The sequence below is a fragment of the Lacticaseibacillus sp. YLM2-1 genome, from assembly GCF_056583465.1.
In genome coordinates this window covers 2,678,941-2,699,410 of sequence record NZ_CM152617.1, presented here as the reverse complement: position 1 = coordinate 2,699,410, position 20,470 = coordinate 2,678,941, and the positions used below count along the sequence as shown (strand labels likewise).

Genomic DNA, 20,470 nt, shown 5'->3' with positions numbered 1-20,470 from the left:
GATTGATTGAAAAAGAGAAAGCAGAATCAATCAAGTGCTGCGATCATGCAGCGGTCGTTAGTCAGTATGGTGGCCACGCTGACCCTTGCGCTAGGTCTGCTTATCGTGGCGGCAGTTGGCCATCAGCTTTATGAGCAAGTGGTATTGTCAACAGATCATATTGCTGCAAGCCTCAAGCAGACTGTGATTGACGGTGATGATGACTGGGAAAATTGGCGCAAAAACAGCACGTTAGATACGAGCTCAACTTATGTTCATGTTCATAATATGCGCCAAGATGCGAAGGTGAAAAATTATTACTCGCCTGCGACTAAAAAAGTTCAATTGGCGAAATCATTTCCGTTTTTGACGCAGTTGCGATATCAAGCGAATCAAGGATTGTTCTACTACCAAGAGGTTCATGCTAAAGGTATCCGTTATGAGATCTGGCAGAGCATGAACAGTTATCTGGCAGTCCTGATCAGAGTTTTGGTTGTCACGATGATCGTTTTGGTACTTGCCTTAGTCGTCAGTCCGATCTTTATTCGACGACTGGCACATCGCCTGACCGGTCCATTGAGTGACCTGTCGCAAAGCACCAAGCATGCAGCGGAGCACGCAAAGACTGGTGTGGTGATGTTGCCTGTGCCAGATAAACCGACGGAGGTTACTGATCTGGCAAAGGACTTCAATGACCTTTTGAAACAACTGCATGATCGGCAAGAACAGCAAAAGTTGTTTATCATGAACGCGGCCCACGAACTGCGGACACCGATTGCGACGATTCGCAGTCACGCGCAACTGATTGAGCGGCATGGGCGGGCGCATCCTGAAATTGTGCTCAAATCAGTCAACTATATCACTGAAGAATCCAGACAGATGCAACAGTTGATTGAAGAATTGCTGCAGCTATCACGCGCTGACAGGTTAACGCTTGATACGCATTTGTTAAATCTGAGTGAAACGGTTCAACACTTAGCTGAAAAATTGGCCAGTGCTTTTTCTCAAACCATTGAGGTACACGTGACGCCTAATATGTCTGTAGAAAGTAATGAGTCGGCTATTGAGCAGATTTTGGATAACTTTGTCACGAATGCTGCTAAATATTCACCGGCTGATACAATCATTGCGGTGAATTTGACGCGCGATGATGATGGCAATGCTGTATTGGCAGTACTTGATCAAGGCGCGGGGATTAGTGCAGAAGACAAAAGCCATGTCTTTGAGCGCTTTTATCGTAGTGCTAACGTCCGGGGCACGGTTCCCGGAACTGGCCTTGGGCTCGCTATTGCTAACCAGCTCGCCACGATCAACAATGGCAGAATCAAGTTGCGAGACAACCAACCTCATGGAACGATTGCCGAACTTATCCTGCCGCTGGCAACAACGAAGGAACGGCATCAATTGAATGAAAGCTGAAACGCCATCTGCAAAAAGATGGCGTTTTTGCGTGATTGGCAAAACGATTTGCGTCAAAAAATTAAGGAAAGATGTCGCTATTCTCGGCAATAGCATGGAGAAAACTAAAAAAATTTAGAAATGATTTATTTTGTCTAGGTAGTGATGAACCGATTAGACGATTAAGCTAGATGCTGTTAGCAAACACCAACCAAAGGGGGCATTTCAAATGGCATTGCTTTTACTCACAAGCTTTATCCCCAATCTTAATCAGCTGATACCGTCATTAATAGCCCACACCGGTAATTGGATTGACGTCATTTTGTTTGGCGTTATCTTTATCGAGACTGGCGTTGTCATATTCCCATTCTTACCCGGCGACTCGCTACTTTTCCTTTGTGGCTCACTAGCGGCGTTAGGTAATGGCGCCATTAACTACGGGTTGTTAGTCGGACTTTTGACTGGCGCTGCAGTCCTCGGCGATGCCTTGAATTTTGAAATTGGCGAACATTTTGGCGCTTACTTGACCACCAGCCAAAAGTTTAAACGAGTTATGAAACCAGCGTATCTTCAACGCAGTCAAACATTCTTCAAAAAGTACGGTCATATTGCGATTTTCTTAGGCCGATTGATACCGATCGTGCGAACCTTTGTCCCTTTCACAGCTGGGATCGGGAAAATGCATTATCGAGATTTTGCCATTTACAACATTCTTGGCGGCTTTAGCTGGGTGACACTGGCCACTGGCGCGGGGTACCTGTTTGGAAATGTGCCATTCATTAAAGCACATTTTGAACTCATCATGCTTGCAATTATCGGCATTTCCTTGTTCCCGATGATCGTGATGGCCATACGAAAACGGGGGATGACTGCAGATGAACATTAAAAAAGACTATTTCTTGGGCGGTGGATTATTACTGCTGTTTGCCTTGCTAACTTGGTCTGTTGTGATGCAGGCAGCGTGGGTCGGTGAGCTGGATCGCAGTGTTCAGGGCATCATCAAATATGACACTCAAATGGATACCCATATCTTTGAAGTAGTGGCGCTGTTGGGCAGCCCGCCTGTTGTGATCAGTTTGACCGCCGCGATCTGCGGCTATCTATGGGTCAAGGGAAGACGATCCGACAGCATCTGGATTGGCGCGTGTCAATTACTTGGATCAGGCCTTCTCTTACTAATTAAGTTGCTGGTTCAACGTCCGCGACCGATACATCAACTTGTTGCTGACACAGGTTTTAGTTTTCCAAGCGGTCACGTCATGTGCTCAATGGTACTGATGCTGAGTCTGTTAATGCTGATGCTGCCAAAAATTAAAGAACAAGAAAATCAATTTGTGGCAATCTTACTCAGTATGATCTGGATTGGCATGGTCGCTACCAGTCGGATTTATCTGCGCGATCATTTTGCTTCTGATATTCTTGGTAGCTTGTTACTCGCAAATGGTCTTTGGTTCGTTATGTTGCCGCAAGCAAGATACATTGATGCTTTGATTGTCAAACAGACAGCACAACGTTCAGCATTTCGTCCGCAAAGGGAGGATAAGTAGCATGCAAAAGTTAACAATTGTGATACCAGCCTATAATGAACAAGAAGTGCTAAAAGACACTGTGCCGAGATTATGGTCAATTGAACGAGAGGTGGTTACCCAAAATTTCCTTTCCGAAGATTCAGATATACTGATTGTGGATGACGGATCATCGGACAACACTTGGTCAATCATTGAAAGTTTCCATAAGCAGCACTCAAAAATCCGCGGATTACGTTTTTCACGCAATTTTGGGCATCAAGCTGCACTCATCGCTGGGTTGACGGAAGTGATTAAGACCACAAACATGACCATTACCATTGATGCTGACTTGCAAGATGATCCTGAGAAGATCATGGAGATGGTTCAGGCATACAGTGCCGGTGCAGATATTGTCTATGGTGTGCGCACCCATCGTGAAACTGATAGCTGGTTTAAACGTACGACAGCACAAGGCTATTACAAACTGCTCAGACTACTAGGTGTTCAGATGGTACCCAATCATGCTGACTTTCGTCTAATGTCCAAACGAGCGGCGCAGACGTTACTCACTTATCCTGAGCGAAACATGTTCATTCGCGGATTGATCCCGAAGCTTGGCTTTCAAACAGCAAAAGTCTATTATAGACGCACCCCGCGGCTCGCCGGGGAGTCGAAGTATCCGCTTAAAAAAATGCTTGCTTTCGCTTGGGACGGCATTACCTCACTCACCATTGCGCCAGTGCGGTTAATTCTTCTGCTTGGGACACTTGCTGTGATGCTGGCTTTTGGCATGTCAGTTTACTCAATCATCGTGAAAGTCCTTGGATTGACCGTTCATGGGTGGTCATCATTGATGGTTTCCTTATGGTTTCTAGGCGGTTTGCAGATGATGAGTCTGGGCGTCATCGGCGAGTATATTGGTAAAATGATGACTGAAGTCAAAGGACGACCACGGTATACGATTCAAACCCGCTTAGATTAGAAGTGATAAAAATGACAAAAATGGCTAAACATTCATGGATGGCAGTTTTCCTAGCAATTTGTCTGATTATCGGCATTTGCGGCAATTTAATGAAATCTGGTGCTGTTTTGTGGGGTGTCGTTGTTCTGCTCATCAGTGTCGTTACTTTCGCAGCTGCACACAACTTAGGTCCGTTGGTTAATCGATTGACTGCTAGGCAGATGAGGATAATGATCGGAATTGGCTTAACCCTGATGCTCGTGGGGCAAGTTTTGATTCTGATCTTTCTGCCAGACACGATTTACCATGATCCGTACCGAATTTTGTCACAGGCTGATCAAATGGCGGCAGGCCACAACATTTGGAACACGACTTACTTCTGGCGTTATCCCAACAATGTTTCGCTGACCTACTTGCTCTCGCTTTGGTTCAGGTTGACGAGCTTGGTGGGGATGTCAACGAACGCTGCGAGTCATATATTGACCATCACTTTGTTAGATACATTTATCATCATGACCTTAGTAACTTTGAAACAATTGAGCGAGCGCAATAGCATCGTGTTAGGCGGCTTTACATTCCTAGTCTTAAGTCCCTTCGCGTACACTTACTATTTACAGGTCTTTTATTCCGATCTGCCTTCTATGCTCATTTTACTCATGATTTTTCGGATCTTATGGCGATGGCGAATCAAGAGTAACCTGCAACGAATTTGTGCTGGCATCGGCTTGACGATGCTTGTCTTAGTCGGTCAATTGCTAAAACCAAATTTGATTGTTCTCTTGCCAGCACTTTTCATCATCGTTGTGATCCTGTGGCATCGAAAACTTCTAAGAACTACTAAGTTGACTGTGCCTTTTCTTTTGATTGTTGCTGGTTTCGGCCTGAGCGTGCCAACGACACAGGTGATTCATACTGCGGCTAATTTCCATCCAAATGCTGCGTATGAACTGCCAGTTACGTCTTGGATGCTAATGGGCGTGAATACAAACTCTGACGGGATGTATAGCACCAAGGATATTGAAAAAGCGATTACCTTAAAAGATAAACAGGCAGTTGAGCAATACGACATTCAAACGATTCAAACTCGAGTTAAGAAGCTCGGCGTCTTTGGATTAATGAAGCTTTGGCTTGTCAAAATAGGGATTCTCCTTAATGTCAGATCCATCCAAGACTGGTACAATGGCGGATTCCAATCGGCGCCGACTTGGTACGATCAGCATTCACAATTTCTGAGAGCAGTTACGGCTGTGAGTTATCAAGTTGTCACGATTGTGCTTTGGTTGACGTTAATCATTCGGTTGCTAGCATGGCGGCCAGATTTACGTGATGAAACTGCCTTGATAGGACTGCTGGCGATTGTCACCGCACTTGGATATCTCGCCTTCCATACCTTGTTATGGGAAACTGAAGAAAGGTACGGCCAGGCGATCGTGCCGCTTGTTCTTTTTGCCCTAGGTGCTTTGCCTAATACGGCGCGCAAACGTGTTGTCATTCCTAAACGGACGCGCAATCGGTTGGCAGTTGGATTTGCCTTGGCCGCTATTCTTGGGCTGAGCACGTTTTCGGGGTTGTTAGCGAAGGACTATCCGAATACGATCGTTGTGGCGGCGCAACGTTCCCAACTCTCCACGCAATATCATGCAAAGCCGCAACTAATTGCACCAAATACAGTGATGTCCGAAGAAATCAGCTTGAACGGTGCATCAAATTACCTATCAGTTCAAATTCACCAAGCCGCTGGCATGAAGGTAACGTTGACAAGTCTAAGTACTGGCAAAGTGTACAAGCTGAAACCAGCCGCTGCTGTTTATAAACTCGAAACCAATATTGCTGCGGGCCATTATCGAATTACGGCTAAAAACACTTCCGGCATTGGCCAGCAAGTCGATGTTGTGAACACCCAGAGATATCAGTTGGCCGAGTATCCATTGGTCGTCAATGGCGTCAAGAACGCGACGGCATCGTTTGTTTATACGAGTTTGTATCAACCAACGTGATCTTTTGTACCTTTTGGGTAAAGGCGTGCGGCCAACAAGCAGGATGCCGCGTGGCCAAACTTGCGGATCTATTAATTTGGCTTTTTCTACACAACTCGCCATCTGTCGACCGATTCATATTATAATGAAGGCAACTAAGCGAAAAGGATGGTTGGCCATGGACCAGAATAAGTTGAAGCAGGAAGCCGCGCAAAGAGCAGCTGAGTTTGTTGAAGACGGTATGACAATTGGTTTGGGGACAGGTTCGACAGTGGTTTATTTGGTCGAAGCGATTGCGCAACGAATCAAAGACGAGCATCTCAATCTAACCGGTGTCGCCACCAGTGTTCGTACGCGTAAACAAGCAGAATCGCTGGGCATCCCAATGAAAGCACTGGACGAGGTTGGCCAGATTGATTTGACGATTGATGGCGCCGATGAAGTCGACAAGCACTTTCAGGGCATCAAGGGTGGCGGCCGGTCGCACTTAATCGAAAAGATCGTTGCTATCAACTCGGCCCGCAACATCTGGATCGTGGATGAAACCAAGTTGGTCGATACCCTTGGCAAATTTCCACTGCCGCTTGAAGTGATCCCTTTTGGCAGCGGCAAGCTGTTGCAACGGTTGGCCGACGAAGGACTTAAACCGGCATACCGCTTAAATGAAGATGGGAGCAAGGCGTTGACAGATTCCAAGAACTATATCATTGACTTGCATCTGGGCAAAATCGAGCACCCGCATCTGCTGGCTGAATGGCTGAATAAGCAGGTCGGTATTGTGGAGCACGGCTTGTTCTTAGATTTGGTCAAAACCGTGGTGGTTGGCACAACACATGGTCCAGAGATTTTGGACGCACATCGTGGATAGCATTCAAAAAGTACGATGTTCTCGTTGGTGAGGGCATCGTACTTTTTGTAGATGGTTGGAGAAAACATATGCAGTCTTTAGATTTTGAACTAAGCGGCGATCCAACGCAAGCGCCGCAAATGGCGAAGTATATGAAGCATCAATTTCCATTTTTAGGACTCAAAACACCGGAACGCAAGGCACAGACGAAACCGTTGCTTAAAGCCAGTCGCGGTGAGGACTTACCAACGATTCGCGTTTGGATTGATGCGTTGTATCAACGCGATGCCCGGGAATACCAATATGTGGCAATTGATTTGGCGCTTTATCACATCAAGCGCTGGCACTTTTCGGATATGCAGGCTTTTCGACAACTTGTTGTGCAGAAAAGCTGGTGGGATACAGTGGATGCTTGGCGTAAGGTTTTTGCGGACTACGTGAGGCTGCACCCTGATCAGAAACTGGCAGTCTTTAATTTGTTTTTTAATCAACCGAATTTTTGGCTGCGGCGTATCGGAATTAATTTACAACTGCTAGAAAAAGAAACGATGGATACGGCGCTGCTTAGCAAGGTTATCTTGGCTGATTTGGATACGAATGAATTTTTCATTCAGAAGGCCATCGGGTGGTCTTTGCGGCAGTATAGTAAGTTTGACCCAGATTGGGTGCTCGCATTTATGGCTGCCCATTCGCTCAGTCCATTGGCAATGCGGGAAGGCAGTAAGTATTTGTAGAGCTCGTTGATCGGTAAGCTGCTTGAAGAAGTGCGTTAGGCACCAAAAAAGACCGGTAGACTTCTGCCAGAAATCTAACCGGTCTTTAATGACTGCAAAACACTATCGATTGACTCCGCTATTAGTCTTCATGCTGGCCTCAACTTCAGCATTTGTCACCAAGTTGAGATCACCGCCAATTGTCAGCTTTAGGACACTCGCTGAAATGGCGTAGTTAATGGTCCGTTGTGGTTCAAAATGATGAATGAGAGCGTGGACTAATCCGGCGCCAAACGCATCGCCAGCCGCAACGCCCTCAAAAATATGCATATCAAACGTAGGACCTTGGTAGACTTTATCATTTTGAACCAGGAGAGCGGTCCATTGACTTTCTTCGACGGAATGAATGTTGCGAACGACGCTGGCGACTGTGTGGACATTTGGCCATCGTCGGGTTACTTCGAGCATACCTTCTCTAAAATCCGCAAGCTGGTCAATGCCGGTTGCCATATTCCCATCAAACGCCTTGATGCCCAAGGTTGCTTCAAAGTCCTCATCGTTAGCAATGCAGACATCAATAAACGGCATGACAGTTTTGAAGAATGCTTGGGCTGCTTCAGGGGACCACATTTTTTCACGAAAGTTCATGTCACAAATAACCGTGATGTTGTGATCGGAACAATACTGGCAGGCAGCAAAAACGGCCGCTTGTTGTTCTGACCCGATGGCTGGGGTAATGCCGGAAAAATAAAAATAGTTGATATCGTTTAGCAAAACCGGCCAGTCAAATTCGTCTGCTTTCATCGTGGCAAAAGAACTGCCCGCGCGATCATAGACAACATTTGTATTCCGTACACTTGCACCTTTTTCAAAGAAATAGATGCCTAGTCGAGGACCACCCCAAAGGATTTTCTGGGTATCAACACCCAAGCCGCGAATCGTGTTGCGGGCGGTGTGTCCCAGCGAATTTTCGGGGAGTTTGGTTAAATATTGTACTTGATCACCAAGTAAAGCCAGCGACGCAGCAACATTGGCCTCTGCGCCACCATAATCAGCCGCGAATGCTGATGTTTGGAGGATTCGTTGTTGATTGGTGGGCTTTAATCGCAGCATCATTTCTCCGAGTGTCAGTACTGTTGGCATGCCATCATCTCCTTGTATCCTTAATTTGGGCAATTTTGGCGCGATATTGTTGTGCGGTGACGGTTACTTTTTCGTAGTCGCCTTGACTGGCGCCATCTACGAGATTAGAACCGGCACCCACCAGCATTACGCCGGCTTCAAACCAGTCAGTGATATTTGCTAATGAAACGCCACCGGTTGGCATCATGGCTAAGTTCGGGAATGGGCCGTGTAAAGCTTTCACCATATTGATCCCGGCGACACTGCCAGGAAAAATTTTGACAAGATCGACGCCTACTTCAAGGGCACTTTGAATTTCGGTTGGGGTGAAAACGCCAGGGGTATATGGAATAGCGTAAAGGTTACATATTTTTGCAACGTCAGGATTAAAACTGGGACTCACAATAAATTTGGCACCAGCGATGATGGCAAGTCGGGCAGTAGCGGGGTCAAGAACGGTTCCTGCACCGATGACGACATCTTGACGACCGGCGTATTTTTCGGTTAAGGTCTCAAGTGCTTCATTGGCATGCGGCACCGTAAAAGTTAGTTCAATGCCGGTAATCCCGCCAGCAATAACGGCATCACAAGTCTTAATGGCGGTTTGGGTGTTATCACCGCGAACAACGGCAACACAGCCAGTGGCAATTAACCGATTCAAAAAATCATATTTTTGCATGATGAATTCTTCTTTCCAGAGGATGGGTTTTTCGCAAAAGAGCTTCAAGCAGGACGATACGTCATAATCGAAGTCAGTACACTTAACCGAAAAAATGGTTCAAAACGAATTCAGCTAACCAAATAACCACCGTCAACTGGAATAATAGCGCCATTGATATAGTTTGAAGCATCACTCGCTAGGAAAACGGCAATGCCCATTAGTTCGTAAGGTTCTGCCCAATGACGAGCTGGAATTCGTTCCAAAATTTCATCGTTACGCGCTTTGTCCGCGCGAATCGGTGCGGTGTTTTCCGTTTTAATGTAGCCTGGAGCAATCGCATTGATTTGGACATTATACGCACCCATTTCTGAAGCAAAAGCCTTCGTTAAACCTGCGACGCCGTGTTTGCTTGCGGCATAAGAAGGAATAAATTTGCCACCTTGGAAAGAGAGCATGGAGCCGATGTTGATGATCTTGCCAGATCGTTGTTTGGCATATTCCTTTGAAACTGCTAAGGACAAGTGATAGACGCTGCTTAAATTAATCGCAATCACTTGATCCCAATCTTTATCTTTGGATTCAAGTAGTGGATTGCGGCGAATCATCCCCGCATTGTTCACTAAGATATCAATATGGCCCATCTGCTTGATGGCTTCTGCAACAACTGCTTCTGCACTTCCTGGCGCGGTGAGATTGACGTCCATGAACGCGACTTTACGCCCGCGCTTTTCAATTAAACGCCGCGTGTTGTCCCACTCGGCCTTGCCAAAGGTTGGGATAAAGATATCAGCGCCAGCTTCCGCCATAGCAACAGCGTAACCTTGGCCTAAACCAGTGTTACCGCCAGTGACAATCGCAACCTTGCCCGCGAGATTAAATTGTGACATTTTGAAATGATCCAGTTCTTGCTCGTGTTTCCGGATTTCTTCTTCAGTTTGATGAATTTCAGCCATGTGTATTGCTCCTTTTTGATAGGGTTATCTGTTGCTAACGTAATTCATTCATGGGTACTTGATCCATGTCATCATAGGTTTGGTTTTCGCCACACATTGCCCAGATGAAAGCATAGTTGGTCGTGCCAACACCGCAATGAATCGACCAGCTAGGGTTAACGACGGCTTGCTCGTTGAATAATGCGATATGTCGGGTTTCCGTTGGTTCACCTAAGAGATGCAAGACACGGGTGTCTGGTTCGGCAAAGTCAAAATACATATAAGTTTCCATTCGTCGTGCATGTGTATGGGCTGGCATGGTATTCCAAGATGAGCCGGGTTCGAGAACGGTATAGCCCATTTGCAGCTGACAGGTAGCCATTTGTGACGCGTCAATATATTTGTAGATCGTCCGCTTATTCAGATGTTGTTGATCACCCATTGGCTTGGCAAGCGCATTTGCAAATGGCAGCTTTTTGTTAGGATAAGTTTTGTGGGCCGGCGTGGATACAACATAGAATTTTGCTGGGTTGGCAGGATTGTCTGATGTAAAGACAACCTGCTTGGTTCCCATGCCAATGTAATAACCATCCTGCTTCACCATTGCTGCTTTATCGCCATCAACGATAATAGATCCCGGACCACCAATATTAATAACCCCAAGTTCACGGCGTTGCAGGAAGAAATCAACCCCTAGCTCTTTCGATAATTTGATTTCCAGTGAAGATTCAGTAGGGACCACACCCCCAAAGATCATTCGGTCGTTATAGGTATAGGTGAGCAGGATATCACCCGCGTTAAAAATCTTCTCCATCAAAAATTCTTGGCGCAATTTAGTTGTATCAAAGTGTTTAATGTCTTCGGGACTGTGCGCATATCGTGTTGCCATGTGGAAAGCCAAAATAATCCCCTCCGTGATTTCTTATATAGAAACATAGTTTCCTTTTCTGCTACCTCATCAATATAAAACGTTTTCAAAAAGAACACAAGCCACTAAAGCAAATTTTTTATGTGAGTGTCCAAAACGAAAAGAATCGATTCAACAAAAAATCAGGAGAAATTGAACAAACTAAACAGTCCCCAGAGAGACGAGGCAACGTCTTTCTGGGGACTGTTTGTTTTGATTGCGTAAGGTAAACAATTTCAAAAAGTATCTTGAAAGTTAAAGGGTATTTTCAATTGCGTGGCGTGTGTCCAACAGCAAGCGGACAAAGGCAGCTCGACGTTCCTTGGGAAGCCGATACTTCGGTGTGCTAATGCTGAAGGCACCATAAAGTTCACCGTTTTTTTGTAGTGCAGCACCGAGACAATAAACTTCTTCCTCGTTTTCCTCATTATCGATCGCGACACCGAGCTCTTGAATCGTTTTTAGATCTTGCTGAAGTTTTGTGGGTGTAGTGATCGTATGCGGTGTCATGGGCGTGAGTTTGTGAGACTTGAAGTAAGCCTGTAGTTCCTTGGCATCATACGTGGCTAGAACGGCTTTTCCCATTGCAGACGAGTACATGTTCATGCTTCCGCCAATAGTTGATTGCAACTTGATGCTGGTGGGGCTTTCCAATTTTTCAACAAGGATCATCTTATTATCGCGGACAATCCCTAAGTTAATGGTTTCTTGCGTCTTATCCCGCAAATCTTCGAGATAAGGACGTGCGACTCTGACAATATTAAAAGTGGCAATTGCTTTCTGCGCATATGGCACAAATTGCGTGCCGAGAAAATATTGTTTTGTCGTGGTATCCCGCCAAACAAAGCCAAGCGATTCAAGTGTTCCTAAGATCTTTAAAATGGTCGGTTTCGAAGCATGCAGTCCGCGACTAATGTCAGATAAGGTTGGTGGATCAGTAGTGGCGAGTAGGAAATCTAAAATATCTTTAGCCTTGATCAGCACGGTCCCATAAGGTTTTGACTCATTTGTTGTGGTGCCCATGCGTATCCCTCCAGTTGTAAGAGTTTATTATTTGGAAACCACTGATCATTTTAGTCACAATCAGCAAAAAAATCAATACTAATCCGACATTATGGATAATCGTCTTGTGAATACGTTTACTTTTTTGTTGACAGGGAAAATAATGCACGTTAAGATACACTCGTAAACAAAAAGAAACAGGGTTTCCTATAAAGAAATAAAGGAGGGGGCTATTTTGGAAATTGCGTTGCTTTCGGCGTCGGATCAAGTGATTGATACAAGTCGAAACGGTGAGTCTGACGGTTATCTGCGCTTGGATCATGTCTATGCAGAAGGTGATTATGTGCAAGTTGAGTTTGAGCGTCAGCTTCTGCCTGGTTTCTTCTGGGTCCAAGTCGATGCCGCATTGGTGCCCAGCTTGCTTTATTTTACCCAGTCAACATGGCATTATGTCATTCCAACTGACGAGCTTGCCGTGACCCATCCGGAGCACGAAAGCATCTATCCAGAAACAGCTTTTGCCGGTAAAACACATCTCATTCGCATCTGGAAGCCAGATGCGAGCGAAGTATCAGAAGAACGCAATGTGGCGTTTAATAGTCACGATCAGGCTGTACATTCCGGTGCTTACCCACATGCAAGTGCCAATATCGAAACAAGGCATGACCCAACTTTTGCCGCGCGTAATGCCATTGACGGTTATCGGCTCAATGATCATCATGGAAAATTTCCGTATCAGTCTTGGGGGATCAATCAAGACCCAACGGCAAGGTTCACGCTCACATTTGGGCGTCCGATCAAGCTAACGCGTTTAGCGATCACATTACGCGCGGATTTTCCTCACGATAGTTATTGGACACAAGGCACCTTGCGACTCTCAGACGGCAGTCAAATGCTGCTTCACTTTACTAAAACAGATCAACGGCAAATGTTCGATATTAACAAAGAAGGGATCAGCGAGCTTCAATTGTCGGATTTGATTAAAGCGGATGATGATTCACCGTTTCCGGCGTTGATCGAAATAGAAGCGTATGGTTGTGAGCTCGTCGAGGAGATAGCAAATTGAAAATTGAACCTTTAACCAATGCACAGCGTTTCTTTAATGCCGGCGCAGTTGACATTCATGCGGTCACTAACGCTTTAGATAACGTTGTTCGGCACCTCGACTTGAACATAAAGGTGTTAGGTGAAAGCTTTCCGGAGCCTTCCACAGTCCAAGAGCGCTATGCCGCTATGCCAAACACGGAATGGACGAATGGCTTTTGGACGGGGATGCTTTGGCTAGCTTACGAATATACAGGTAAGGACCAATATCGTGCGCTTGCCGAGAAAAATGTTCAAAGTTTTGCAAACCGAATTGACCAGCGAATCGCTGTTGATCACCATGACCTAGGCTTCTTATACTCGCCATCCGTTGTAAGTGCCTATCAATTGACAGGGAGCCAACTAGCTAAAGAAGCGGGTATCAAAGCGGCCGATCAATTATTGACGCGATTTAATGATAAAGGCGGTTTTATTCAGGCTTGGGGGAAAAAAGACGCTAAAGACGAAAATCGGTTGATTGTTGATGCCTTGCTCAATATTCCATTACTTTATTGGGCAACTCGAGTCACGGGTAATCATCAATATCAGCAAATCGCTGACCGACATTATGAAACCGCTTTACAGACTGTTTTTCGGCCAGACGGTTCAACTTTTCACACATATTTCTTCAATGACTTAGGCGAACCTGTTCGCGGTGCGACACGTCAGGGATATTCGGATGATTCGGCTTGGGCACGAGGACAGGCATGGGCGATTTATGGCACCGCGTTGCATTATTACGATACGCACGACAACGGCGCCTTTCAGACGTTCAAAGCGGTCACCCACTTTTTCTTGAATCGATTGCCACCTGATCATGTACCTTATTGGGATCTCATTTTTCAAGCAGGCAGCGGTCAAAGTCGTGATTCTTCTTCGGCGGCGATTGCCGTGTGCGGCATGCATGAAATGTTGAAGTATTTGCCAGAAGCTGATCCTGATAAATCTGTTTATCAAGTGGCCATGCATGCTCAGTTAAAGTCGTTGATTCAAAAATATGCGATGCCCGTGGACGGTCAGGCCGTTGAACCGTTATTACGCCACGGCGTTTACTCTTGGCATTCCAACCATGGTGTTGATGAAGGCAATCTCTGGGGAGACTATTTTTACATGGAAGCATTGATCAGATTTTATAAAGATTGGCAATTATATTGGTGAGCGTGAACCAATCCGGTTTTTGGGCAGGTGAACGCGTTTAGACAGAGCGCAAGCCAGTCAGTTTCTAGACTGAATAGCGCGTTATGGAGGGAAATGTTGATGGCAGAACCAAACATTAAGGCAGTTCGCTTAGACGAGCGGCTCATTCACGGACAAGGGCGTTTATGGATTTCGAATCTTGGTGTGAACCTTGTCATTGTTGCAAATGACGAGGTTGCGAAGAGTCATATTCAACAACAATTGATGGCTTCACTGATGCCAGAATCAGTGGGCATTCGTTTCTTCTCACTGGCGGAAACGATTGATAAGATTTTCAAAGCAGCGCCGCGGCAAACAATTTTCATCATTGTTAAAACCCCGCAAGATGCTTTGAAGCTGGCTGAAGGCGGTGTGCCGATTAAGTCCCTAAATGTGGGTAATATCCATATGAAAGATGGTAAGACGCGCTTAACGAATTTTATTTCAGTTGATGCGGATGATCTCAATGCTTTAAGAACATTGCATGAAAAATATCACGCAAATTTGAACACCCGCACAACACCGCTTGGCAATGATGTTGGCTCGGATTTCGATTTAAATGATTATGTTGCGACACACTGATATTTGAAGAGCGCGAGCAGGCGCGGTTAGAAACCGGAGCCTAAGTGGCCCCAAGCCTAAAAGGCTGGGCTTTGGGGGGGCCTTATGTGCAGGTTTCTGCGCCTGCGAACGCATTTAGGGAGGAAAGAGCATGACATATTCTATCGTTCAGGCGCTTTTGGTAGGCCTGTGGGCGGCTTTTTGTTTTGCCGGCCAGCAATGGGGCATTTATACTAATCGGGCATTATTTATCTCATTTGGCATCGGGTTAATCCTAGGCGACTTGCAAACAGCCGTTGTTTTTGGAGCCACTGCCGAATTGGCGTTTATGGGATTCGGCGTCGGGCCCGGTGGTTCTACACCACCTAATCCATTGGGGCCAGGTGTGGTTGGTACAATCATGGCGATCTCAATCAGCGGACTTAAACCAGCTGCGGCGTTATCGCTATCATATCCATTTGCAATTTTGATTCCATTTGTGATTACGTTTATTTTCTCGGTCAACGCCAACAACCTGGCGTGGTCAAGAAAAGCAATTGAAGAGGGAAAGTATCGTAAATTCCACTTTTTGGCAAACACAACATTATTAGGGTTCATCTTGTTTGCCTTCTGTTTTGGCTTTGCGGCTACCTTAAGTACAAGTGCTTTGAAAGTTTTTGTTCAGGCAATTCCACAATGGCTAATTAGCGGTTTAACGGTTGCGGGTGGGTTGCTTCCTGCTGTCGGGTTTGCGCTGATTATGAGCACAATGGCTAAGAAGGAATATATTCCGGCCTTGATTCTTGGGTATGTCTGTGTGGCTTATCTCAAGATGCCGGTTATTGGTTTAGCCTTCGCGGGTGCCGTTCTGGCTTTCAACAATTACTATAATGGTCGGCGGGCAGACAAGAACAAAGGCGGCAGTACCAGCGCAAATGATCGTGGTAGTGACGGGGATGAAGGGGGTATTGAAGATGGCATCTAGTCGGAAGCCGGTTTTAACCAAAAAAGATTACTTAAACTCCATTTTGCGATCTTATGTTCTGCAAAATGGACAAAATTACGGCACGATGCAAGGAACTGGGATGGCCAATAGCATCATGCCACAACTGCGAAAGATCTATAAAAATGATGAAGCTGAATTTAAACGGGTAACAACGTCTAACTTAGAATTTTACAATACCAATCCGCAACCTTATCCATTTGTGAGCAGTATTATGTTGGCGATGTATGACAGTGGTCAAGATGAAGACGACGTCCGCGCGATCAAGTTCGCGTTGATGGGACCGTTAGCTGGGATTGGAGATGCCTTGTCGCAGTTTGGACTGGCACCGTTATTCAGCTCAATCTTTGCGTCACTTGCATTGCAGGGCATGACTTGGGCGCCAATTCCGTTTATCTTGTGTCTGTTTGGTATTACTTTCGGCGTTCGTATGCTAATGGGCTACCTCGGCTGGAAAGTCGGCACGAGCATCATTGATACACTATCTGATCGGATGGCTGCCATTGCTGATGTTGCGAGCATGTTGGGGCTAACCGTTATTGCTGGCTTGTCTGTGTCCTTTGTAAAAGTGAATTTGGCATGGCAATACTCCCAAGTTATCAAAGGGAAAACACAGGTTGTGGCCGTTCAAACGATTCTCGACAAAATCATGCCGTTTATGTTGCCAATTGCTCTGACGTATTTTGTTTATTGGCTGATCACAAAGAAGAAGTGGACGATTTATAAAATTGTCATTCTGCTATTTGTTGCCGGTGTCCTGCTCTCCGTTTTAGGCATCTTGAAGTGAAATGCTCATACCAAACAGCCGTCACATAATGTGTAGACGGCTGTTTTCAGGAGTAGGTAAAAACAAGAAATATCAACATTTTATTGACGACCGAATAACTAAAAAAGGAGTCAACATTTATGAATTATGAAATAGTGATCGTGGGTCATGGCCGCTATCCGGATGGTGTCTTGTCTGCCCTCCAGTTACTGATCGGTACAACTGAAGGGATCAAGGCATTTAACTTAGATGAACAAACAACGCATGAAAAATTCGAAAAACAATTAACCGAGTTGCTCAGTGAGCATGAACGGGTTTTAGTTTTTGCCGACATGACTGGTGGTGCGCCGCATCAGATTGTGTCGCGTTTGGTTCTCGAAGGCAATCGGCCACATCAATATGTGATCTCAAGTGCACCACTCAATTTGATGTTAGATTTGTATGCCAAGAGCTTGACTGGGTTTGAAGATGACACGATTGAAGGTGAGCTGCAGCACACCTTGACGCTTTCGAAACAACTGATTGAGATTCTGCCCGACAGGATGAATACAAATTCAGCAACGGCGCGGGTTCCGGATATGACACATCAAGATGAAGGGGATGGTATCTGATGACCTTCTGGCAAATTATTTTAGCTATCATGGTCGTCCTTGTTTGCCTGCTTTATTTGGTTGCCATTCCTCTGGCAAAACGTTATGCCATGCAAAAACAAGCTGATGCTGTTGATCAGATGCACGCTAATTTACAAATAGGCGATCAAATTGTCCTGATTGATGGCATCTTAGGTAACATACAAAGCTTGAATCAAGAAGATGTTCAGGTTGAAATCGCTGAAAAGACAGTGATAACGGTTAAGCGGATGGGAATTGCTGGGGTGGTGAAGGAGGTGTCAAGGCATGGCAAAGCAGCGTTGGGCAAGGTACATTCAGCAACTAGCGCAGCAACAACATCTCACTAAAGACGCAAAGACAAATGCAGATCGGCTATTAGATAATACTTTTTTGTTCGATAGTCCTTATGCGATGGAACCCACCCAAATCAGCTATACTATGGATCCAATTAAATGGCAGGAGACGCCTAATGGCGATCCTGAATGGCTGTACATGTTAAAACGTCAAGAGTACCTTTTGGATCTTTTGGAAGCTTTCTATACGACTGGTCAAGTTAAATATCAAATAAAAATGAAAGCCCTTCTTTTTTCTTGGATCGGTCAAAATTTGGCGTTGCCCGAAACATGGCGAACAATTGACACAGGCATTCGATTATTAAATTGGACATCCGTTGTCGCCAATCTGGTGGAAAGTGAGCAATTAAATGCATCGGAGTCAGTTTCTGTTCATGATGCGGTGAAGGTTCAGGCTGACTATCTCCGCCAAAACTACACGGAAAAGTTTGATATCAGTAACTGGGGCATCTTAATCACGTCAGGTATTTTAACGTATGCGGCAAGATTCCCTGACGTCGTTGATCGCGACACGGTTACCTGGGCGCAACAGCGATTTGAGGTAGAACTGGATCTTCAAGTGGACACGCAAGGCATGCAGTGGGAACAATCGCCGCTATATTTGTTAGAAGTTTGGCGCAGTTCGTTGGCGGTCATTGCTGCTCAGCAACGAGCCAAGCAGACGGTGGCCCCGAATATTTTACAAAAAACCCGTGCCATGCAGCGGATGATGGCGCAATATGTCAAACCCGATCTGACATTGCTACAGCAAGGTGATACCGATGCCATTCGGATTGACAGCTTGTTCAACAGCTCCGCCGCTATCTTAAGTCAGCCAGCACAGTTGCAGAACCGATTAGAACCAGTTTTCGACTTTGGTTTATTAGAACTGGCGCATCAAGCGTGGCAACTGGCAGCCAAAAAAGCCAAACTTCCTCAACAATTTGCTGCACCGATCAGCGGCAATTACTTTTGGCGCTCAGACTGGGGTGAAAACGCTGATTATTGGCACTTATTCAATGGCAATCTTGGCAGCGGTCATGGTCATGCGGCCTTGGGGCACCTTGATTTGGTGATGGACGGGCATGACGTGCTTGTCGATGGCGGCCGATATACGTACGTTGATGGCACCGAACGCCGTTATCTGAAATCCGTTGAAGCTCATAACACTGTCATGCTGGATCACAAGCCTTTCAGTTTGCCAAAGGACTCATGGAAGTATCAGTATGCTGCCACACCTGTTACGAATCAGGTGATTGATTTTAGCGCCGGCCAGCTGATTAAGGCAGTGTATATTGATCGCGCCCAGCAAACACCAGTGATGGTTGTCCGGTATTTAATCAATCTTGCGGAGGAGAGATTGCGGCTGATACTGGACGTTGTTAGCGACCCTGGCTATCACACACTTAAACGTTTCTGGCAGATTGCGCCTGACCTGACAGTGACTAAGCAAGCGGAAGGGTATCAGTTAGGCAACGTAGCTAGCCTTGCTGTTACTGAGAGAAATATATGGAAAAGCCGGCAGTTGTTCTCACCACGATACAATGCTCTTGATCATCTGACACGATTGGAATCTGAAACGCTATTCAAAGATTTTACCGCACAAGCCGCAGTTTTTTCACCGGCTAATCCTGACATAGCGGTAACGCCGGTCCAAGTGCGCCATTCTGGTAACGATGATGAGATCGTTGATGACCGGTTAGCAACAGGATTTCGGGTTGATCTGGGTCATGATGTGAATTATTTGGTGACGCTACAGTCAGAGAATACGATTGTTGGTCGCAAGTTGTATTGGTTTGATGGGACTGAGGCTTATGGGAGCTTCAATCTTTTTAAGCGAAAGGGTCAACGAGTGGAAAAGCACTTTCAGCTTTTGTAGTGAAAACGAGTTGTTAAAAGGATCAAGCAAAATGCTGAGATAGTGAGGTTCGTACAACTAGTTGAGGTGATGACAACGAAAAAGGTTAACAAATTGCTAATCGGATTACTGACGTTGGTCTTCATGCTTGCAGGTTGCCAGGCAAAAGACACGCCGTCTTTCTTAGAAGTTGCCGGTGTTCCTGTTTCGCAAAGGGTCTATCAATATTTCTTGCAGAACGAAAAAGCCAGCACAGTGAGTCACTATATGACGAAGTATCACACAACATATAACGAGCACTTCTGGCTGACGAAGTATGGTTCAAAGACACCACAGCAGTTTGCACAAGACAAGGCATTGAGGACACTTAAACAATATATTGTTGAGGACAAGGCGCTTGTGACGGCTGGTCTGATAAAAAAGCCATTGGTAGCTTTCACAGATTTGAAGAAAGCTGATCAAACGGGAGCAAGTCTTTCTGGCATGGCTGCAGCGCAAAAAACACACAGCGCCCTGATGATGAGACTCAGATCTCAGTATGCAAAGAAATATCGGCAAACAATCACTTCAAAACAATTGGAAAATTTCTATTCTCAAAATAAGGATAAGTATTGGGGAAAGCCCAACTTAGTTAACTACCAGGCATTAACCTTTGAACGAGAAAAGATCAATGATCTGGGTAGATTCACGGCTTTGGTACAGCAAGTCAGTGGCAAAAGTAGCGATTTATCAACCATTCAAAATGATTTTGCGTCAAAAGGTTTTTCAGGAACATTCGTGATGGCCGATTCGAGTCATGATAAGGATAAGTACTACGGTAACTACTTACGTGCATCTAACAGTGGTGACGTTCAGCAAGGCATCATTTTTATTGCATGGACATCTAACGAAACCATGAGCCTTGTTAGACCAATTACTGTTACCAATGGCGGTTATTATGATTTTTCAACGGTAAAGGAAGATGTAGCAGTCAAGTTGTTGGAAAGAAGGCTAAATGCTAATTTGGCCAAAAAAGCTGCTCGTGCTGTTCTTCAGGTAAACAAAGCAGCCTTGTCAAAACAAAAGCTGAGTTAAAAAGATAACGCTATGAGGGGG

General features: G+C 45.5%; 21 protein-coding genes. 16 read left to right on the top strand and 5 right to left on the bottom strand.

Annotated elements, in window-relative coordinates; all coding sequences use genetic code 11:
* The first annotated feature begins 6 nt into the window (after positions 1 to 6).
* From AC07KQ_RS13040 to AC07KQ_RS13010, 7 genes are all read left to right on the top strand, one after another.
* Entirely contained in the window at positions 7 to 1,398 is a 1,392-nt protein-coding gene (locus AC07KQ_RS13040; RefSeq protein WP_003567961.1) for a sensor histidine kinase, read from the top strand.
* Between the two features lie 208 nt (positions 1,399 to 1,606).
* The gene (locus tag AC07KQ_RS13035; protein WP_003567959.1) at positions 1,607 to 2,263 is read left to right on the top strand and encodes a VTT domain-containing protein; all 657 of its coding nucleotides are present in this window, start codon (positions 1,607 to 1,609) and stop codon (positions 2,261 to 2,263) included.
* Positions 2,253 to 2,924, top strand: coding sequence for a phosphatase PAP2 family protein (locus AC07KQ_RS13030; protein ID WP_003567957.1), 672 nt, complete (start codon positions 2,253 to 2,255; stop codon positions 2,922 to 2,924). Before AC07KQ_RS13035 ends, AC07KQ_RS13030 begins: the two co-directional genes overlap by 11 nt.
* 1 nt (position 2,925) lies before the next feature.
* Complete coding sequence (locus AC07KQ_RS13025; protein ID WP_003567955.1) at positions 2,926 to 3,867, top strand: glycosyltransferase family 2 protein; 942 nt, start codon at positions 2,926 to 2,928, stop codon at positions 3,865 to 3,867.
* Between the two features lie 11 nt (positions 3,868 to 3,878).
* A complete protein-coding gene (locus tag AC07KQ_RS13020; RefSeq protein WP_003567953.1) occupies positions 3,879 to 5,843 on the top strand; it encodes a hypothetical protein in 1,965 nt (654 codons plus the stop codon).
* A 157-nt stretch (positions 5,844 to 6,000) separates the two neighbouring features.
* Entirely contained in the window at positions 6,001 to 6,690 is a 690-nt protein-coding gene (rpiA, locus tag AC07KQ_RS13015) for a ribose-5-phosphate isomerase RpiA (protein ID WP_003567951.1), read from the top strand.
* 68 nt (positions 6,691 to 6,758) lie between these two features.
* Entirely contained in the window at positions 6,759 to 7,403 is a 645-nt protein-coding gene (locus tag AC07KQ_RS13010; RefSeq protein ID WP_003567949.1) for a DNA alkylation repair protein, read from the top strand.
* 102 nt (positions 7,404 to 7,505) lie between these two features.
* Here the strand turns inward: AC07KQ_RS13010 and AC07KQ_RS13005 are convergent, their stop codons facing one another.
* The 5 genes from AC07KQ_RS13005 to AC07KQ_RS12985 all read right to left on the bottom strand — a co-directional run bounded on the left by AC07KQ_RS13005 (position 7,506) and on the right by AC07KQ_RS12985 (position 12,027).
* Positions 7,506 to 8,525, bottom strand: coding sequence for a sugar kinase (locus AC07KQ_RS13005; RefSeq protein ID WP_003567947.1), 1,020 nt, complete (start codon positions 8,523 to 8,525; stop codon positions 7,506 to 7,508).
* Between the two features lie 4 nt (positions 8,526 to 8,529).
* Positions 8,530 to 9,183, bottom strand: coding sequence for a bifunctional 2-keto-4-hydroxyglutarate aldolase/2-keto-3-deoxy-6-phosphogluconate aldolase (locus AC07KQ_RS13000; protein ID WP_003567945.1), 654 nt, complete (start codon positions 9,181 to 9,183; stop codon positions 8,530 to 8,532).
* A 110-nt stretch (positions 9,184 to 9,293) separates the two neighbouring features.
* Positions 9,294 to 10,118, bottom strand: coding sequence for a 2-dehydro-3-deoxy-D-gluconate 5-dehydrogenase KduD (kduD, locus tag AC07KQ_RS12995; protein WP_003567943.1), 825 nt, complete (start codon positions 10,116 to 10,118; stop codon positions 9,294 to 9,296).
* A 34-nt stretch (positions 10,119 to 10,152) separates the two neighbouring features.
* Positions 10,153 to 10,998, bottom strand: coding sequence for a 5-dehydro-4-deoxy-D-glucuronate isomerase (gene kduI, locus AC07KQ_RS12990; RefSeq protein WP_003567941.1), 846 nt, complete (start codon positions 10,996 to 10,998; stop codon positions 10,153 to 10,155).
* A 261-nt stretch (positions 10,999 to 11,259) separates the two neighbouring features.
* Positions 11,260 to 12,027 carry an IclR family transcriptional regulator gene (locus AC07KQ_RS12985; protein WP_003567939.1) on the bottom strand — a complete coding sequence of 256 codons (768 nt, stop codon included), beginning with the start codon at positions 12,025 to 12,027 and terminating at the stop codon, positions 11,260 to 11,262.
* Between the two features lie 214 nt (positions 12,028 to 12,241).
* Here AC07KQ_RS12985 and AC07KQ_RS12980 point away from each other — a divergent pair, with 214 nt between their 5' ends.
* The 9 genes from AC07KQ_RS12980 to AC07KQ_RS12940 all read left to right on the top strand — a co-directional run bounded on the left by AC07KQ_RS12980 (position 12,242) and on the right by AC07KQ_RS12940 (position 20,449).
* Positions 12,242 to 13,072 (top strand): hypothetical protein, encoded by an 831-nt coding sequence (locus tag AC07KQ_RS12980; protein WP_003567937.1) that lies wholly within the window; start codon positions 12,242 to 12,244, stop codon positions 13,070 to 13,072.
* Positions 13,069 to 14,247 (top strand): glycoside hydrolase family 88 protein, encoded by a 1,179-nt coding sequence (locus AC07KQ_RS12975; protein ID WP_003567936.1) that lies wholly within the window; start codon positions 13,069 to 13,071, stop codon positions 14,245 to 14,247. Before AC07KQ_RS12980 ends, AC07KQ_RS12975 begins: the two co-directional genes overlap by 4 nt.
* Positions 14,248 to 14,346: 99 nt before the next feature.
* Complete coding sequence (locus AC07KQ_RS12970) at positions 14,347 to 14,847, top strand: PTS sugar transporter subunit IIB (RefSeq protein ID WP_041168881.1); 501 nt, start codon at positions 14,347 to 14,349, stop codon at positions 14,845 to 14,847.
* A 130-nt stretch (positions 14,848 to 14,977) separates the two neighbouring features.
* Positions 14,978 to 15,790: a PTS mannose/fructose/sorbose/N-acetylgalactosamine transporter subunit IIC gene (locus AC07KQ_RS12965; RefSeq protein WP_003567932.1), complete on the top strand. Its 813-nt coding sequence runs from the start codon at positions 14,978 to 14,980 to the stop codon at positions 15,788 to 15,790.
* Positions 15,780 to 16,595 (top strand): PTS system mannose/fructose/sorbose family transporter subunit IID, encoded by an 816-nt coding sequence (locus tag AC07KQ_RS12960; protein WP_003567930.1) that lies wholly within the window; start codon positions 15,780 to 15,782, stop codon positions 16,593 to 16,595. Before AC07KQ_RS12965 ends, AC07KQ_RS12960 begins: the two co-directional genes overlap by 11 nt.
* A 119-nt stretch (positions 16,596 to 16,714) precedes the next feature.
* Complete coding sequence (locus AC07KQ_RS12955; RefSeq protein WP_003567928.1) at positions 16,715 to 17,185, top strand: PTS sugar transporter subunit IIA; 471 nt, start codon at positions 16,715 to 16,717, stop codon at positions 17,183 to 17,185.
* Positions 17,185 to 17,532: a preprotein translocase subunit YajC gene (locus AC07KQ_RS12950; RefSeq protein ID WP_003567926.1), complete on the top strand. Its 348-nt coding sequence runs from the start codon at positions 17,185 to 17,187 to the stop codon at positions 17,530 to 17,532. Before AC07KQ_RS12955 ends, AC07KQ_RS12950 begins: the two co-directional genes overlap by 1 nt.
* Positions 17,471 to 19,396, top strand: a complete 1,926-nt coding sequence (locus AC07KQ_RS12945) for a heparinase II/III family protein (RefSeq protein WP_003567924.1) — start codon at positions 17,471 to 17,473, stop codon at positions 19,394 to 19,396. Before AC07KQ_RS12950 ends, AC07KQ_RS12945 begins: the two co-directional genes overlap by 62 nt.
* A gap of 69 nt (positions 19,397 to 19,465) precedes the next feature.
* Positions 19,466 to 20,449: a hypothetical protein gene (locus AC07KQ_RS12940; protein WP_003567922.1), complete on the top strand. Its 984-nt coding sequence runs from the start codon at positions 19,466 to 19,468 to the stop codon at positions 20,447 to 20,449.
* The last annotated feature ends 21 nt before the right edge of the window (positions 20,450 to 20,470 follow it).

What these genes read in the sequence shown, in the direction of transcription:
- AC07KQ_RS12955 (WP_003567928.1), top strand. Translation starts at nt 16,715, where the DNA reads ATGAATTATGAAATAGTGATCGTGGGTCATGGCCGCTATCCGGATGGT.
- AC07KQ_RS13010 (WP_003567949.1), top strand. Translation starts at nt 6,759, where the DNA reads ATGCAGTCTTTAGATTTTGAACTAAGCGGCGATCCAACGCAAGCGCCG.
- AC07KQ_RS13035 (WP_003567959.1), top strand. Translation starts at nt 1,607, where the DNA reads ATGGCATTGCTTTTACTCACAAGCTTTATCCCCAATCTTAATCAGCTG.
- AC07KQ_RS12970 (WP_041168881.1), top strand. Translation starts at nt 14,347, where the DNA reads ATGGCAGAACCAAACATTAAGGCAGTTCGCTTAGACGAGCGGCTCATT.
- AC07KQ_RS12985 (WP_003567939.1), bottom strand. Translation starts at nt 12,027, where the DNA reads ATGGGCACCACAACAAATGAGTCAAAACCTTATGGGACCGTGCTGATC.
- AC07KQ_RS12940 (WP_003567922.1), top strand. Translation starts at nt 19,466, where the DNA reads ATGACAACGAAAAAGGTTAACAAATTGCTAATCGGATTACTGACGTTG.
- AC07KQ_RS12965 (WP_003567932.1), top strand. Translation starts at nt 14,978, where the DNA reads ATGACATATTCTATCGTTCAGGCGCTTTTGGTAGGCCTGTGGGCGGCT.
- AC07KQ_RS12945 (WP_003567924.1), top strand. Translation starts at nt 17,471, where the DNA reads ATGGCAAAGCAGCGTTGGGCAAGGTACATTCAGCAACTAGCGCAGCAA.
- AC07KQ_RS13000 (WP_003567945.1), bottom strand. Translation starts at nt 9,183, where the DNA reads ATGCAAAAATATGATTTTTTGAATCGGTTAATTGCCACTGGCTGTGTT.
- AC07KQ_RS13005 (WP_003567947.1), bottom strand. Translation starts at nt 8,525, where the DNA reads ATGCCAACAGTACTGACACTCGGAGAAATGATGCTGCGATTAAAGCCC.
- AC07KQ_RS12950 (WP_003567926.1), top strand. Translation starts at nt 17,185, where the DNA reads ATGACCTTCTGGCAAATTATTTTAGCTATCATGGTCGTCCTTGTTTGC.
- AC07KQ_RS13025 (WP_003567955.1), top strand. Translation starts at nt 2,926, where the DNA reads ATGCAAAAGTTAACAATTGTGATACCAGCCTATAATGAACAAGAAGTG.
- AC07KQ_RS13020 (WP_003567953.1), top strand. Translation starts at nt 3,879, where the DNA reads ATGACAAAAATGGCTAAACATTCATGGATGGCAGTTTTCCTAGCAATT.
- kduD (WP_003567943.1), bottom strand. Translation starts at nt 10,118, where the DNA reads ATGGCTGAAATTCATCAAACTGAAGAAGAAATCCGGAAACACGAGCAA.
- rpiA (WP_003567951.1), top strand. Translation starts at nt 6,001, where the DNA reads ATGGACCAGAATAAGTTGAAGCAGGAAGCCGCGCAAAGAGCAGCTGAG.
- AC07KQ_RS12960 (WP_003567930.1), top strand. Translation starts at nt 15,780, where the DNA reads ATGGCATCTAGTCGGAAGCCGGTTTTAACCAAAAAAGATTACTTAAAC.
- AC07KQ_RS13030 (WP_003567957.1), top strand. Translation starts at nt 2,253, where the DNA reads ATGAACATTAAAAAAGACTATTTCTTGGGCGGTGGATTATTACTGCTG.